We start from the raw sequence: 15,972 nt of genomic DNA, 5'->3' as shown, positions 1-15,972 counted from the left end.
TCTTTTAAGGGAGGAAACTCACCATGGCCTTGGCCCACACCCTGGGTTTTCCGCGCATCGGCGCCGACCGCGAATTGAAAAAAGCCCTCGAGTCCTATTGGAAGGGCGATCTCGACCAGGAGGCGCTGCAAAGCGTCGGCCGCCAGTTGCGCGCCACCCACTGGCAATTGCAAAAAGACGCCGGCATCGACCTGCTGCCCGTCGGTGACTTCGCCTGGTACGACCAGGTGCTGAGCCACTCACTGGCCTTCGGTGTGGTCCCCGAGCGCTTCGACAGCACCAGGGACGCGCACGGCCTGCCGACCCTCGACACCCTGTTCGCCATGGCCCGTGGCGCCACGGCGACCTGCTGCAGCGGTGAACATGGCCAGGCGCAATACGCCCAGGAATTGACCAAGTGGTTCGACACCAACTACCACTACCTGGTCCCGGAATTCAACGCCGAGCAAACATTCAAGCTGAGCTGGGAACAGCTGTTCGACGAAGTCGACGAAGCCAGGGCCCTCGGTCACAACGTCAAGCCGGTGATCATCGGTCCGCTGACCTACCTGTGGCTGGGCAAGGCCAAAGGCAACCCCTTCGACAAGCTCGACCTGCTGGAACGCTTGCTGCCGGTGTACAACGAAATCCTCGGTCGCCTGGCGGCCCAAGGCGTGGAATGGGTGCAGATCGACGAACCGATCCTGACCCTCGACCTGCCGCAAGCCTGGAAAAACGCCTTCGAACGCGCCTACCACATCCTTCAGTACTCGCCACTGAAAAAACTCGTGGCGACTTACTTCAGCGGCCTGCAAGACAATCTCGGCCTCGCCGTCGGCCTGCCGGTGCAGGGTCTGCACATCGATGCGGTGCGCGCGCCCGACCAACTGCTGCATGTGCTCGATCGCCTGCCCACCTACAAGATTCTCTCGGTGGGCCTGGTCAATGGCCGCAACGTCTGGCGCTGCGAGCTGGAGCCGGTGCTCGCACAACTGCAAGCCGCCCAGGAACGCTTTGGCGACAATCTGTGGGTCAGCAGTTCCTGCTCGCTGCTGCACAGTCCGGTGGATGTGGAGCGTGAAGACAAACTCGATCCGGAGCTCAAAAGCTGGCTCGCGTTTGCGGTACAAAAGTGTGGCGAAATCGCAGTGCTTCGCGATGCCTTGAACGATCCACAGGCGCCCAAGGTGCAAGCCGCCCTGGCCGAGAGCCGCGCCGTCCAGCTCAGCCGCGCCGAGTCGCCGCGCATCCACAAGGCCGACGTTCAGGCACGTGTCGCGGCGATCGGCCCGGCGGACAGTCAGCGTCATTCGCCGTTTGCCAAGCGCATCGAACAGCAGCGTGCACACCTGAAACTGCCGGCGTTCCCGACCACCACCATCGGCTCGTTCCCGCAGACCGCTTCGATCCGTCTGGCACGCCAGGCCTTCAGGCAAGGCAAGCTGTCGGCCAATGACTACACCGATGCCATGCGCCACGAAATCCGCCACTCCGTGCAGATTCAGGAGCGCCTGGGGCTGGATGTGTTGGTTCATGGTGAGGCCGAGCGCAACGACATGGTCGAGTACTTCGCCGAACAGCTGGACGGCTACCTGTTTACCCGTTTCGGCTGGGTGCAGAGCTACGGTTCGCGCTGCGTGAAACCGGCGATCATTTACGGCGACCTGAGCCGACCGAACGCCATGACCGTCGACTGGATCACTTATGCACAGGGCCAGACCGACAAGGTCATGAAAGGCATGCTCACCGGTCCCGTGACCATGCTGATGTGGTCGTTCCCCCGTGAGGACGTTTCGCGCAAAGTCCAGGCGCAACAATTGGCCTTGGCGTTGCGTGACGAAGTGCTGGACCTGGAAGCTGCCGGCATCAAGATCGTGCAGATCGACGAAGCCGCCTTCCGTGAAGGCCTGCCGCTGCGCCGGGCGCAATGGCAGGAATATCTGGACTGGGCGGTGGAGGCGTTCCGTCTGAGTGCCAGCGGTGTGCGTGACGAAACCCAGATCCACACCCACATGTGCTACAGCGAATTCAACGACGTGATCGAAGCCATCGCGGCCATGGACGCGGACGTGATCACCCTGGAAACCTCGCGTTCCGACATGGAGTTGCTGGAGGCCTTCAACGCGTTCGACTACCCGAACGACATCGGTCCGGGCGTCTATGACATCCACTCGCCACGGGTGCCGGACACCGCCGAGATGGTCAAACTGATGAGCAAAGCCGCGAAACGCATTGCGGCCGAGCGTTTGTGGGTCAATCCCGATTGCGGTCTGAAAACCCGCGCCTGGCCGCAAACCGAAGCGGCGCTGGTCAACATGGTGGCGGCGGCGCGACAGTTGCGCAGCCAATTGGCCTGACCGCTGCCCACCTGTAGGAGCGAGCCGGCTCCGGGCGGCGCTCCTACAGGATTTTGCGGTGTTTAGAGTTCGGAGAAGTGTTTGATCCCCAGCGGTTTGCCGATGTCGCCGCGCCAGATCGCTTGCACGTGGGCACCACTCTCAGCCTGGGCCTGCTGCCATTGCAGGCCGAGGTTGCGTTGCTCCGGCAGTTTCAAATGACCTTTGACGAAATCGTTGAACGCAGGTTTCGCCGAGCTGTAGTGGAAATGTGCATACCACAAGGTCTGAGGAGACTCGCCGCGCACATCGCGAACCTCGTACTCCTGGAGGAAATCCCTGCGCCCGTCCGCGCGTTTACCCAGATCGCGCAGGCCGCCCTCCTTGCGGATGTCGACCACCCGTTGTTCGAGCAGATAGTCCAGATAACCCTCGGTCGGAGTTTTGCTCTTCAGGGTCTGGTCAATTCGCAGCGTGCGGCCGGCTTGGGACAATTCGTTCGCGCGATTGCGCAATTGCAGGGCGACCGTCTCCGTGGGTGACAGCCGTTCAATGGCCTGGGCCCGCATGTTCAGTTCCGCGGCCTCACGGGTCATCATGTGCTCCAGATCGACCGGCAACATGTCCTGCCGGGCGTAGCCGTCGACTTTGGTTTTGTAGGCGTCCACGGCGCCAAGTCGTTTCCTGGCCTCCACCAGCAACGGTGTGATATCGGTCGCCAGCTCCGTTGGCACAGCAACCACGGGTTGACTGAGGTGATATTTGCCGCTTGAGGAGCGGGGTAACCAGGTTTCCCTGTGACCATCGACCCCCTCGATGGTGAAGCGCTGTTGTCGGGTCGCGGCATCTGTGCTGGCTACGCCGATGAGCAACTGGTTGTCTTCGGTCTCGAACAGTTGCTTTGCGGCGCTTCCCGGTTTCGCGGTGCTGGATGGGCGTGTCTTGATGGCATGACGAGCCGACGCTTCGACTTTTTCCAGGTTGTCGAGAAACGCGGTGACGTGCTCCAGATCCAGATGCTGCGGATAACCCAGCGACCAGGCGCCAAGGTTGCGACGAAATTCGGCATAGGTCGTCAGGCAGTCTTCGAGCACTTTGTTGCGCTGGGTAATCGTGGCCTGCACTTCAGGCAACTGATGCTGGGTCAGCAGGGCGCGCCCGACCTTGTTGCGGGCCTCTTTCAATTGCACGTGAAAGTAGACCCAGGACTGGTCGGTGACGGCGGTGTAGTGGGTGATGATCTCCAGTACATGCGCCGCTTTCAGGTAGTAGTAATTGGCATCGCTGAATTTATCGTTAACGGTGGCCATTTCCGGGGCCATCTTCGATTTTTGCGTGCGTTGGGTGATCCGGCCGTTCCATCGATTGGCTTCTGTGACCTGTGTGTGAAGCTGGTCATAGTCCTTGAGAAACTCGATTCGTATTTCCTTGCGTTGCGCCATCAATTGCACGTGTGTGGCGGTATCGTTATAGGGCGTGGCGTCCGAACGGGCGATCACCTGATCGATCCGGTCGAGATGTTCCACCAGCCGCTCCTTGGCCAGGCCAACCCGCCGCACTGTGCGATCGACGATGACCCAGGCACAGCGGCTTTGAAAATCTTCGATCTGCGTGCGTTTTCGGCCATGGCTGAACAGCATCAACTCTTCAAGGTTCAGGTACAGCGTCTGTGCAAGCTCGATGTCGTTCACGCAGGCGATATCGACATTGGCGCGAAGGGGGCGGCGCTGGTTCAGATCAAGGCTGAAGTAGTGCTCCAGGGCGGCGTTCGAGCTGTTGGTCTGGGTTTGCAGTCGCCGGGTGTAGGCATCGACGGTGTTGGTCAGGGTCAACTGGCGACGCAGGGCCCGGTCGGCCCACCAGCGCGGCAACCAGCGGCGAATCGCGGCGGGCCACAGTGGGTCGAGGCCGTCAGCCATATGCCCGAGCACCGCGCCGCCACCGGCACCCCCTCCGGCTGTCACGGTGCCGTACACCGCGTAGTGGGTGTTCCAGTCGCCGGCTTCGTCCAGGGCGATGGGTTGTTTGTAGGTTCGGGTGCTCGTGGCGCTCAAGCGCCATTGCGGTGGGTTGTCGGTCAATTCGATGCGATAGAGGCGACCCTGGCTGACCATGAAGTCGCCGTCAGGGTGTCGATAAACGTTGCGATAAAGGCCTTCGGTGCCCGGTTGCAGGCCGGCCAGGGAAATCTCGTGTTCGTATTCATAGCCCCTGAAGCGCTCCAGTGTGCGTTTGACCTGCTGCGGGGTCGACAGCTGCAAGGCGCCCGGGTTTTTCGTCATGGCGCGCAATTGTCGCCCGCGCGTGGCGGCACGCGCTGCGCCGGACGTCGCGCTGGCGCCGGGTAGCACGTCAATGGCAGCGTCGATCAATGACAGCAACACCGCTTCCACCTCGGCCAGCCCATGGCCGACATCGCCGCGCAAGAAAGCCGCGACGGCCAGGTTGGTGCTGTGCCAGGCGTCGTACAGGGCAATGGCCGTGCCGATGAAAGGCACGACGCCCAGCGCCATTTTCAGGTAGTTGAACAGGGCCCCGGAGCGCAGCGCGACGAGTTCCAGATACAAGGCATCGTTGGAACGCGAGGTCGCCCGATGCGCTTCGAGCAGGCGGCCCATGTGAACATTGAGCAGATGCGCAGCCAGGGAGGTGCTGGCGGGCCAAGCGGTGCCGACGCCGATCAGGGCGTCAAAGTTTTTCAGTCGGGCCTGGTTGATCCGGCTGACGTGCCAGGCGAATTCCCCGGTCAGGGCGCGACCGGCCAGGTAGTTGACCATGGTGCTGTTCAGGCATTGGTTGAACAGAAACATCCGCGCCTGGTCGAGGCTGTCGAACTGACGCAGAAAGACCCCGTCGGGGCTGTCAGGCCGATAGAGCAGGGTCAGGCCGCTGATTTGCTCGACGATAAAGGTCACGCCCGCCAGGGTGCTCGGTCCCTGGCCCGGCGTGTCCGTACCGCCCACGGTCAGGTGTGCGGGTAGCAGCACGATGCGCTTGCCGTCGGCCGCAAAGGCTTCACGACTGTTGGCGTCGATGGCGATCTGCAGCACGCGCTGGCCTGCGACGTCGATGTCCTTGGCAAGCACGGCGAACTCGCCTTGCAGTTCAAGCATCAGGCGCCACGGTTCGCTGAGGCATTCACGCCGATGTTCATTGCTGAAGGCCGAGGCTGTCGGGGTGCCCAGGAAGGTCTCGCGGATCAACGACTCATATTTCCCGGCCAGATCGAGCTCGGTCACCAGTTTGCGCAGGTAGTCCTGGGTGATGCCGTTTTTCACCTTCTGCCGTTGCGCCTCGTCAGCGCCGCTGATCTCGACCCGCATCAACGACACGCGCAACCACATCGGCTGATCGATATTGCTTTGCGCCAGTTCGGCGAGGGACAACCGGCTGCGTTGCTCGCTGCCGACCAGTACGCTTTTTTGCGGTGTGCCTGGCGTCGCGCCCTCGATCAGCACTTTTTGCCAGGTGGTGGTGTCGGGGATGTCCAGCAACACCTCGACGTCTTGCGTGAGCCCGAAGTCTTGGCGCAGGCGGGCGTTGATAGCCTTTTTGCTGAAGGTCTCGCGTAGCGGCAGCTCCCGTTCAAGCCATTGATGGGCGCGCTTCATCGCTGCGATGTAGGCGGTGAACAGCGCCTTGAGGCGCTCGCGTTGTGCCGCGGACAGTGTGCTGAGGGACGACGGCAAGCCGGTGGCCAGCAGGACGCTGCGGTGTTGCTCGACGATGTGGGCAAAAGCCAGCTCCCGCGCGGGGGCTGTGGGGACGGTCAGGCGGGCGAGGGTCTGTTCGCGCAGGTTTTCCAGTTCCGCCGCGCGTTGGTCGGCATGGGATGGAAGGGGGTTGGCAGTCATCAGCCGAGCCGCCTGTTGTTCACAGCTGTGCAGCTGGGTTTGCAAGGCGTATTCGAACGGGTTGCCGTTCAGCACCGCGAGTTGGAGGGTTTGCGTGTCGTCGTTGACTGGCCGCTTGAATAGCTGCTGCTCCAGTGCCTGGCGAGAGTCGAACCGTTGCAGGCCGCCGAAGCGTCCGGGCCAGTAGAGCAGCAGACTGTCGCTGGCGGACGGCAACACAGCCGATGGGTGGGCAAACACTAATACGCCGTCCAGTTCCTGAGTCTGCGTGGTGGCGCCGTCGTCCTCGCTGGCTGTCGCTGACAGCACCAGCCGTGCGACCACGCAATCGGCCGGTCGCGGTTGATCGGGTGCGTCAAGTACGGTCGTGAGCCACTGAAATTCATCGTTGCTGATCTGATTCAGGCTCAATTGCAGGTCGGCTTCGGCACGCAGGCCGCTCAGGCGCGCCTGGTAAAGCGCCGCGTAATGGGGCCCAGGCTGGTGGCGAAGTTCCAGCAGTTGCGGAACGTTGTCAGTACCCAGGAGGGCGTTTGCGGCCTCGGTGCTGGCCTGCTCGGCGGCGCGCAGGGCGTCGAATTGCTGTTGCAGGCGCTTTAGGCGTGGGTCGTCGGGCGTGGCAGGGAAGTCCGGGCCCAGCAGGTTCTCCAGTGCCGTTTGCTGTTGCAGTACCGCACTGCGACGCCGCTCAAATGGAATGTCCGGGCTCAGTTGAGCGAACGGGGCGACGTCGTCACTGGCGTCCGGCAAGGACAGGTCGGGGGGCGAGGCAAAAACACTGTCGTTGCGCTGGCGCTCGTCGCCAGCCGTGGCCAGTCGCGCCAACAGGGACTCGGCACTTTTTGGCAGTTCGGGTTTGTCGAGCACGGTGTAGTCGACCGTGACGCGGCGGGTCTCCAGTTGAGGTTGCTGCTGGATCAACCAGCGTTCCAGATCGTTGCGGCTTTCAAAGGTCATCCACGGTACTGGCCGAGACGGCCAATAGAGCATTTGGGTCACCGGTTGGTCGGTATTGCGGGTAATGACCAGGGCGCCCGGCAGTTCGACCGTCACACCGCTGTCGGCCCTGAGCGACAGTGTTTCGACATAAACCAGAATTTCGGGGGTGACTGCTTGCGCGGTCGGGTTGATGAGGTCCAGCAGCACATTGAGCTGTTCGGCATTCAAGGTGCCTCGGGCGAATGCCCATTGGCACGACGCCTCGAAATGCAGGCGATACAGGCCAATGGCCTGTGCCTGGCGTGACCGGTCGGTGCCGCGGGCCCGTGCCTGCCACCAGTCGGCGGTCAAGGGGGCTTGGGGGTTCTGCGCCATGAGTGCCAGCCACTGATCGCGGCAATGATTCCAGCGCGCCGACGCGCTCAGGTACAGGTTTTCGTCGGTACTTTGGGCCAATGGCTGGCCGAGGCCGAAGTCGGCCGGCGGTGGGGTAGTTGTTTCGAGCATGAAGAATGACTCCGATGGGTGAAAAAAGTCGGGGCCATTAGAGGTCGGTCGAGCGGGGGGCGGGTGGTACATAGTTATCGCGTGGTGCTGAAGGTGCCCTGATGACCGTCCGGCACCCTTCATCAAACTGTCATCGAACTGTGGCAGCGCGCTTGAACAAACTTCATCAGACTCGCGCTCTACTGGGGTTCTGCGTTTCGGTGTTTTTCATGCGTGTATTTTTACTTCTGGCCGCATTGTTTTTTGGCCTGCCGTCATGGGCGGCGTCTCGTTGTGACGTCAATGTTCCAACCGAACGGGCGGAGCTGGCGCAGGTGAGCCTGGCCTACCAGAGCATCGGTCGTGCGTCTGATCCGGCGCTGTTGCTGGTGATGGGCCTGGGCGGGCAACTGATTCATTGGCCCGATGAAGTGGTGGTCGCCTTGTGTGAGCAGGGCTTTCGGGTGATTCGTTATGACAATCGCGATGTCGGCCTGTCCACCTGGCGGCAACCGCCGGACGAGGCCAACCTGACCTTCGAAGTGTTGCGCTACAAGCTCGGTTTGCCGGTCTCGGCGCCCTACTCGCTGACCGACATGGCCGAAGATGGCCTGGGATTGATGGATGCCTTGCACATCGATCAATTCCATGTGCTGGGGGCGAGCATGGGCGGAATGATCGCCCAGCATATGGCGGCCATGGCCCCGCAGCGGGTCGAAAGCCTGACCCTGATCATGACCAGTTCCGGGGCCGAAGGCCTGCCCGCGCCGAGTGAGGCGTTGGTGCGGTTGCTGGCGCGTCGTGGCGCGCCCAATCGTGAAGTCGCCCTGGAGCAACAGGCCGACCTGCTGGCGGCGCTGGGCAGCCCGGCAGTGAGCGATGATCGCCAGGCCCTGTTGCATCAGGCAGCCGTGTCCTATGACCGGGCCTTCAATCCTGAAGGGGTGAAACGGCAGATCATGGCGATCCTGGCCGAGCCCAGTCGGGTGGCGTTGCTCAACCGGTTGCGCGTGCCGGCGCTGGTGGTGCATGGCACGGCCGATCCGCTGTTGCCGGTGATGCATGGCGTGCACCTGGCGGCGCATTTGCGTGGCAGTGAATTGATCTTGATACCGGGACTGGCCCACCGTTTCCAGGAGGCGTTCAAGGCGCCGTTGCTGGCGGCGGTGTTGCCGTACTTGCGGGCTCATCGCGAGGACACCTCGCATTGGGCGCAGATCGAGCCGGTGGCCGGACACAACCTCCTGTAACGCTGTAGACGCGGGCTTGCCAGCAATGCCGGCATGTCTGCTGTCCCGCGTCGTCCGGTTCGCTGGCAAGCCGGCTCCTGCAGGGTAAGCGACAGGTGTATCGTTTGAGCTTTACGACCTGTGTCCCGCCAGCGAGGTTTGTGATGAGCAGCCCCTTGAAAATCGATTTTGTCAGCGACGTGTCCTGCCCCTGGTGCGTCGTCGGTCTGTACGGCCTGACCCGCGCCCTGGAGATCCTGCGCGACGAGGTCCGGGCCGAGATCCGGTTCCAGCCGTTCGAATTGAACCCGAAGATGGGCCCCGAAGGGCAGAACATTACCGAGCACATCACCGAGAAGTACGGTTCGACACCCGAGCAGTCACAGAAAAATCGCGAGATGATCCGCGCGCGCGGCGCCGAGCTGGGGTTTGCTTTTCGCACGGACGGCAACAGCCGGATCTACAACACCTTCGATGCCCACCGCCTGCTGCACTGGGCGGCTCTGGAAGGCTTGCAACTGCCGCTGAAAGAGGCCTTGTTCAAGGCGTATTTCAGTGATGGCGGTAACCCGTCCGACCCCGTTCAGTTGGCGCAGATTGCGCAAAGCGTTGGTCTGGACCGGCAGCGGGCCGAGGCGATTCTGGCGTCGGGTGAATTCGCCAACGCGGTTCGCGAAGAGGAACAGCTCTGGCTGTCGCGCGGGGTGAATTCGGTGCCGACGGTGGTTTTCAACGGCCAATACGCGGTCACGGGCGGGCAACCGGTGGAAACCTTCGTCGGGGCGATCCGGCAGATCATGAGCGAAGCGAAGGGCGGAACCGTCAGCTGATCCTGCGCAAAGCGCGGTCTCTGTGGGAGCGAGCCCCACAGAGGGCGGTGTGCTTCCTGGCTCAGCGCACAATCTTGTCCACATGAATCCCGAGTTTTTTCAGCCGGTACCAGAAGCTGCGCTCAGAGATTCCGATCAACTGCGCGGCGGCGGCCTGTACGCCGTTGCTCTGTGCCAGGGCTGCCAGGATGTAGGCCTTTTCGACTTCCGCCAACGCGGCATCCAGATCCGGCGGCACGCTGGCGCCCTCGCTGTGAATGGCGCTGGTGCTGGCTGGCGACGAAGCAAACAGATACGCCGGCAGATCATTGTCTTCAATCACCGCCCCCGAGGCGACGATGGTGGCGCGCTCCACACAGTTTTGCAGTTCGCGGATGTTCCCCGGCCATGAGTAATTGGCCATGGCCTGTAACGCCTCCGGGCTGAAACCGGTAATGCGCTTGCCGGCGGCAGCACCCAGCGTATGGGCGAAGTGCCGGGCCAGCGGGGCGATGTCTTCGACCCGTTCGCGCAGGGCCGGCAGGGGAATCGGGAACACATTGAGCCGATAGTAGAGGTCTTCGCGAAACTCCTTGTTGGCCACCGCGTCCAGCAGGTTTTTATTGGTCGCGGCGATGACCCGCACATCGACCTTGCGCTCCCGGGGATCGCCCACCGGCTCGATCACCCGTTCCTGCAAGGCCCGAAGGATTTTCGCCTGCAACGCCAGGGGCATTTCGCCGATTTCATCGAGGAACAGCGTGCCCTTGTCGGCCTGCTGGAACCGTCCGACCCGGTCGGTCACGGCGCCGGTGAAGGCGCCTTTGCGATGGCCGAACATTTCGCTTTCCAGCAAACCTTCGGGAATGGCCGCGCAGTTCACCGCGACGAAAGGCTTGTCGGCGCGATTGCCATGCTTGTGGATCGCCCGGGCGACCATTTCCTTGCCGGTGCCGCTTTCGCCGGTCAGCAGGATCGTTGCGTTGCTTTCGCGCACTGAGTCGATCGCATGCAGCACCTGCCGGAAACTCGGGCTGTCACCGACAAGGCTGTCGATCTGCTGGTGTTCATCGAGCTCGGCGCGCATGCGCTGGTTGTCTTTGAGAATGTCGCGAAATTGCAGGGCCTTGCTGACGGTGATGTCCAGTTCGTCGATGTCGAACGGTTTGGCAATGTAGTCGAAGGCCCCGTTGCGCATCGATTGCACGGCGTTTTTCACCGTGCTGTAGGCGGTCATGACGATCACCGGCAGCTGCGGGAAACGGCTTTTGATTTCTGCCAGCAATTGCGGGCCGTCCATGCCGGGCATGCGCCAGTCGCTGATCACCAGATCGATGTCTTCGACCTCCAGCACCTTGAGTGCGTGCAGGCCATTGCCAGCGGTGAAGACGCTGATGCCGTTCTGGCTCAACGCCGAGGCGAGCAGGTCGCAGAGCTTGGGCTCGTCGTCGACCACCAGTACGTTATGTGTCATCGCTGTCCTCGTCGAAGTCGGCGCCATTGGCCGGAATGTACAGGCTGAATGTGGCCCCGGCATATTTTTCACTGGCACATTCGATGCGTCCGTCATGACTTTCCATGATCGAGAAGACCTTCGCCAGACCTAGCCCGGTACCAGAGGCTTTGGTGGTGACGAACGGTGTGAAGATGCGTTCCAGCATGTCCGGCTCGATGCCCTGGCCAGTGTCGCCGAAGCTGATTACGGTGTAGGGGCCATCGCGGCTGATGCCCAGGGTAAGGCAACCGCCGTCTGGCATGGCGTCGATGGCGTTGACGATCAGGTTCAGGCCGGCCTGTTTCAGTTGCCGTGCGTCGGCGTAAACCGTGGCGCCGGGGGCCTGATCGTCGATGCGCACGTTGATGTTGTGGCTGGCCAGTTCCGGCGCGCAAAACCCGGTCAGATCATCCACCAGAAGTCGCGCCGATTGCGTCGAGCGCATCGGGGCGCTGGGCTTGGCAAAATCGAGGAAGTCGGTGATCAGGTCATTGATCCGACTGACTTCACTGACCACGTATTCCAGATGCCGTTTGTCGCTCTCGGGCAGATCGGCGCGCCGATGCAGCAGTTGCGTGGCGGTTTTGATGATGCCCAACGGGTTGCGGATTTCATGGGCCAGCCCCATCGCGACTTCGCCCAGCGCATGCAGGCGATCGCGGCGACGCAGCTGCGATTCCAGGTGCTGCAACTCGCCGAGGCGCTCACTCATGTGGTTGAAGGTGCTGCTCAGTTCCGCCAGTTCGTCACCGCCGGTCACCGGCAAGCGTTGTCGGTAGTCTCCGGCGATTACGGCTTGAACGCCGTGGGACAGACCGCGCAACGGTTTGGTCAGGCGCTGCGAGACCAGCCAGCCGACCGTCAGGGACGCCGCCGAGCTGAGCAGGAAAATCAGGATGAACAGATTGCTTTGATTGACCAGGCCCAACAGGCTGCTGTGGCGGAGCAGACCACTGAAGATCACGCCTTGCAAATCACCGTCTTCATTGAATATCGGGCGGTAGATGCCACTGTAGCGACTGGTGAATTGCTCGGTGGGCTGTCTGGTTGCGCGCAGGATCTGTTCGATTTTTTCCGGGACGGCCGGCGGGTGATCTTCGAAGCGCTGGGAGGAGAACACTTCCGAGAAGTCATTGGCCTTGGCCAGGTACAACCGCAGGTCCAGGGAGTGCACCTCGGCCACGCTGGTGAGGAAGCTGCTGTCCAGGAAAGTGGCCACCACCAGTTTGTAACCGACGCCGGCCAGCTCGGTCTCGAAGGTCGAGACCACCGTACCGGTGGTGAGGCCGCCGACTTGCAGGGTTTGCAGGACGGCTTTGGGGGCGATGCTGATCTGCTGGACGATGTCGTCGGAGGCCGTGCTGAAGAGCACTTTGTGATCGCTGTTGCGCACCAGCGCCACCACGTCGATGCCGACGGCGTCGGCGATGTCGGCGGTCAGTTTGTCGTTCTGGCTCGACAGCTGATCGTTGGGCGGGCGCATGTAGCGCAGGAACAGCTGCGCGGCCCGGGCATTTTCCCGCAGGACTTCGCCGATTTCGTCTTCGACGATCTTGGTCGATTCCTGCAGCCAGACACGCACGTTGCTGTCGAAAATCTGCGAAAGGGTGGTGGCTGCGAGTTCGGCGGCGATCATGGTCGGGATCACGCTGACCAGCCAGAAGGCCAGCACCAGTTTGCGTTGCAGGCTCCAGCCGGAAATGGCGAAGGGTCGGGCGTTGGCGGGTTGGTGTTTGGTCATCGGGTTTCGCTTGTCGAAAGCCATGGCGGGACAAATCTTGAAGCCTGGTGTAATACAGTAGCCGACATTACCCCTTCAGTGGCGAGCCGTCTGCTTTCGGGCTCGCCACGGGCTCAGGCCAGTTGCCGATACTCCCCGTGTGGGGGCTGTTGCACGGAATGTTGCTCGATGAAGCGCTGCTGGATGAAGTCCACGCTCAGTTCGATCACCCGGTGGTATTGCAGGTCGACCGTGATCATGTGATAGCAGTCGTCCAGCATGACCTTGATCACCGGCCCGCCGAGCTTGCGTTCGACATAGTCGGCGTTCCAGCGGCTGGTGATGTCGTCCTCCAGGGAGTGCACGACCAATGTGGGTGTGGTGATCGACGGCATGCGTTTTTTCACCACGGCATTGAGTCGGTGCAGTTCGCGCACGGTCACGCCTTCCATGGTCAACAGACCGGCCTGGCTGCTTTCGCCTTCTTTCATCTGGCGTTCGACGATCGCTCGCAGGCGTTCGTTCTTGATGCCATAGGGCGGTTTTTCTTCGAAGCTGCACAGGTGCACGCCGAACGGGATTCGCATCAGCAAGGGCGTGAGGAACGCCAGTTTGTGGATGCTCCAGCCGTCGTAGCGCAGGGTGGTGGAATACAACATCAAGCCTTCGATTTGCCCGGGGTGCTCGGCGGCCAGGTACATCGACAGTACCGCGCCCATCGACAAACCACCGACGAACACGCGCGCGTGCTTGCGCCGTATACCGACGAAAGTCCTGCGAGCGCTTTCATACCAGTCGCGCCAGCCGGTGGCTTGCAGGTCGGCGTTGCCTCCGCAGTGGCCGGCCAGGGTCGGCACGTAGACCGTGTGCCCGGCTTTCGCCAGGCCCATGGCCACCCGACGGAGTTCCGTCGGGGTGCCGGTGAGGCCGTGGATCAACAACACCGCGACCTCGCCACTGCCGATGACAAACCCGGCGCGGCCTTCGCCCATGTCGATCGCGTCCGGTGATGCCGTCGTGTTCATCGTTTCATTGCCCGGTGCAGCAGGCGATCGAGCAGGGCAATACCGAGGTCGATTTCCGCATAGCTGATTTCCAGCGATGGGGCCAGGGTGATGACGTTCTTGTAGTAACCGCCAACATCAAGGATCAAGCCCAGGCGTTTGCCGTCGATTTCTATGTCGCCCTTCATGCCTTCCTCGACCATGAAATCGAGCGTCGCCTTGTCCGGCGTGAAGCCGTCCGGGCCACAGATTTCGCAACGCAGCGCCAGGCCCAGGCCATCGACGTCGCCGATGATCGGGTAGCGTTTCTGCAGGTCTTTCAGGCCTTCAAGGAAGTACTTGCCCTTGTTCATGACCATCGCGCCGTAGTCGACTTCGCTGGTCATCTTGAACATTTCCAGACCCACCGCCGTGCCCAATGGGTTGGAGGCAAAGGTCGAGTGGGTGGAGCCCGGCGGGAAGACTTTAGGGTTGATCAGCTCTTCTTTGGCCCAGATGCCGCCCAGCGGATTGAGACCGTTGGTCAGGGCCTTGCCGAAGACGATCACGTCCGGTTTGACGTCGAAGTGCTCGATCGACCACAACTTGCCGGTACGGTAGAAGCCCATCTGGATTTCGTCGACCACCATCAGGATGCCGTGCTGGTCGAGCACCTGCTTGAGTTCGCTGTAGAAGTTCATCGGCGGGATCACGTAGCCGCCGGTGCCCTGGATCGGCTCGACGTAGAACGCGGCGTACTCGCTCTGGCCGACTTTCGGGTCCCAGACGCCGTTGTATTCGGTCTCGAACAAGCGGGCGAATTGCTGCACGCAGTGGCTGCCGTACTCTTCCTTGGTCATGCCTTTGGGGCCACGGAAGTGGTACGGGAACGGAATGAAGTTGGCGCGCTCGCCGAAGTGGCCGTAGCGGCGGCGATAGCGGTAGCTGGAGGTGATCGACGAGGCGCCGAGGGTGCGGCCGTGATAACCGCCTTCGAAGGCGAACATCAGGCTCTTGCCGTTGGTGGCGTTGCGCACGACTTTCAGCGAGTCCTCGATGGACTGCGAACCGCCGACGTTGAAGTGTACGCGACCGTCGAGGCCGAACTTCTTCTTCGCGTCCACGGCGATCATTTCCGAGAGCTCGATCTTGCCTTTGTGCAGGTATTGGCTGGCGATCTGCGGCAGGGTGTCGATCTGCTGTTTCAGCGCATTGTTCAGGCGCGGGTTGGCGTAACCGAAGTTGACCGCCGAGTACCACATTTGCAGGTCGAGATAGGCCTGGTCACTGGTGTCCCAGACGTAGGAGCCTTCGCAGCGACTGAAAATGCGCGGCGGCTCGATGTAGTGAACGGTGTCGCCGTAGGAGCAGTACTTGGCTTCCTTTTCCAGCAAAATTTGGTCTTCGGCAGTCGCGATTCGAATATCAGACATGGTGGAAAAGTTCCTGTGTTTCTGTGTTGAAAGAGGTGGCGTTGGCGGCGTTTGCATTGGGTAAAAGGGCCAACATTGCCGGTAGTTGCGCGAAGCTGTCGAAGCGCGCAAAGGCAATGCCGTTGCGCTCGCAGTGCTCGGCCAGGCGATCCTTGGCGAACACGAAATCGGCGGTGGCAGCCACGCACATGTCGGACTGACCGTCACCGATCACCAGCACACGCTTGGCCTTGGGCGTGGATTTGCATTTGCAGTTGCCGGCAGCGGCGCGGCAGGCATCGTTGGCGTACGGGAAGTCGATGCGCCAGCTGTCGTGATCGACCTGACGCAAGCGGTTGGCGAGGATCGGCAGGAGGCTGACGTAATTGCGCGCCAGGATGCGCGCGATGCCTTGTTCGATGCCGTCGCTGACCACTTCCAGGGACGCGCCGAGGCCGATGACGTGGTCGACGAAGTCAGGAAAGTCCTGGTCGATTTCGATGCTGTCGAAGAAGTCGAGCAGTTCGGTCGGGGTGGCCTTGACCAGCGCGAGCTGGCGGCTGAGGCATTCACGGGAGCCGATGTTGCCTGTCAGCCACTCCTCTTCGATCGCTTCCCAGCTCGGGTCGGCGAATCGTTGGAGGATGCTGTCGATCACGTCGGTGCGGGTGATGGTCCCGTCGAAATCACACACGATATGCCAGTCAATCATCTGTTGTACCTATTAAGC

General features: G+C 61.8%; 9 protein-coding genes. 3 read left to right on the top strand and 6 right to left on the bottom strand.

From position 1 onward, the window contains the following. Positions 1-23: 23 nt before the first annotated feature. On the top strand, positions 24-2,336 hold the full coding sequence (metE, locus tag ACVWYU_RS22975) for a 5-methyltetrahydropteroyltriglutamate--homocysteine S-methyltransferase (RefSeq protein ID WP_457373738.1): 2,313 nt from the start codon (positions 24-26) through the stop codon (positions 2,334-2,336). Positions 2,337-2,398: 62 nt separating this feature from the next. Here metE and ACVWYU_RS22970 read toward each other — a convergent pair whose 3' ends face one another. Next, the gene (locus ACVWYU_RS22970; protein ID WP_457373737.1) at positions 2,399-7,615 is read right to left on the bottom strand and encodes a dermonecrotic toxin domain-containing protein; all 5,217 of its coding nucleotides are present in this window, start codon (positions 7,613-7,615) and stop codon (positions 2,399-2,401) included. Between the two features lie 209 nt (positions 7,616-7,824). On the opposite strand from ACVWYU_RS22970, the gene ACVWYU_RS22965 reads away from it, so the two are divergent. Both ACVWYU_RS22965 and ACVWYU_RS22960 read left to right on the top strand, forming a co-directional pair. After that, positions 7,825-8,844: an alpha/beta fold hydrolase gene (locus tag ACVWYU_RS22965; protein WP_457373736.1), complete on the top strand. Its 1,020-nt coding sequence runs from the start codon at positions 7,825-7,827 to the stop codon at positions 8,842-8,844. A gap of 143 nt (positions 8,845-8,987) precedes the next feature. Next, positions 8,988-9,653 carry a DsbA family oxidoreductase gene (locus ACVWYU_RS22960; protein ID WP_457373735.1) on the top strand — a complete coding sequence of 222 codons (666 nt, stop codon included), beginning with the start codon at positions 8,988-8,990 and terminating at the stop codon, positions 9,651-9,653. A 61-nt stretch (positions 9,654-9,714) separates the two neighbouring features. Here ACVWYU_RS22960 and ACVWYU_RS22955 read toward each other — a convergent pair whose 3' ends face one another. The 5 genes from ACVWYU_RS22955 to ACVWYU_RS22935 form a co-directional block, all read right to left on the bottom strand. Continuing rightward, a complete protein-coding gene (locus tag ACVWYU_RS22955; RefSeq protein WP_457373734.1) occupies positions 9,715-11,106 on the bottom strand; it encodes a sigma-54-dependent transcriptional regulator in 1,392 nt (463 codons plus the stop codon). Further along, a complete protein-coding gene (locus ACVWYU_RS22950; RefSeq protein ID WP_457373733.1) occupies positions 11,096-12,868 on the bottom strand; it encodes an ATP-binding protein in 1,773 nt (590 codons plus the stop codon). Before ACVWYU_RS22950 ends, ACVWYU_RS22955 begins: the two co-directional genes overlap by 11 nt. 113 nt (positions 12,869-12,981) lie before the next feature. Further along, a complete protein-coding gene (locus ACVWYU_RS22945) occupies positions 12,982-13,872 on the bottom strand; it encodes an alpha/beta hydrolase (protein WP_457373732.1) in 891 nt (296 codons plus the stop codon). Continuing rightward, a complete protein-coding gene (locus ACVWYU_RS22940; protein WP_090316734.1) occupies positions 13,869-15,263 on the bottom strand; it encodes an aspartate aminotransferase family protein in 1,395 nt (464 codons plus the stop codon). The genes ACVWYU_RS22945 and ACVWYU_RS22940 overlap by 4 nt, the downstream gene beginning before the upstream one ends. Then, on the bottom strand, positions 15,256-15,954 hold the full coding sequence (locus ACVWYU_RS22935; RefSeq protein WP_457373731.1) for an MtnX-like HAD-IB family phosphatase: 699 nt from the start codon (positions 15,952-15,954) through the stop codon (positions 15,256-15,258). Before ACVWYU_RS22935 ends, ACVWYU_RS22940 begins: the two co-directional genes overlap by 8 nt. Positions 15,955-15,972 lie beyond the last annotated feature (18 nt).

Source organism: Pseudomonas sp. TE12234, from assembly GCF_054061835.1.
The sequence above is the reverse complement of the archived record's forward strand: the minus strand, read 5'-3'. Positions and strand labels throughout refer to the sequence as shown.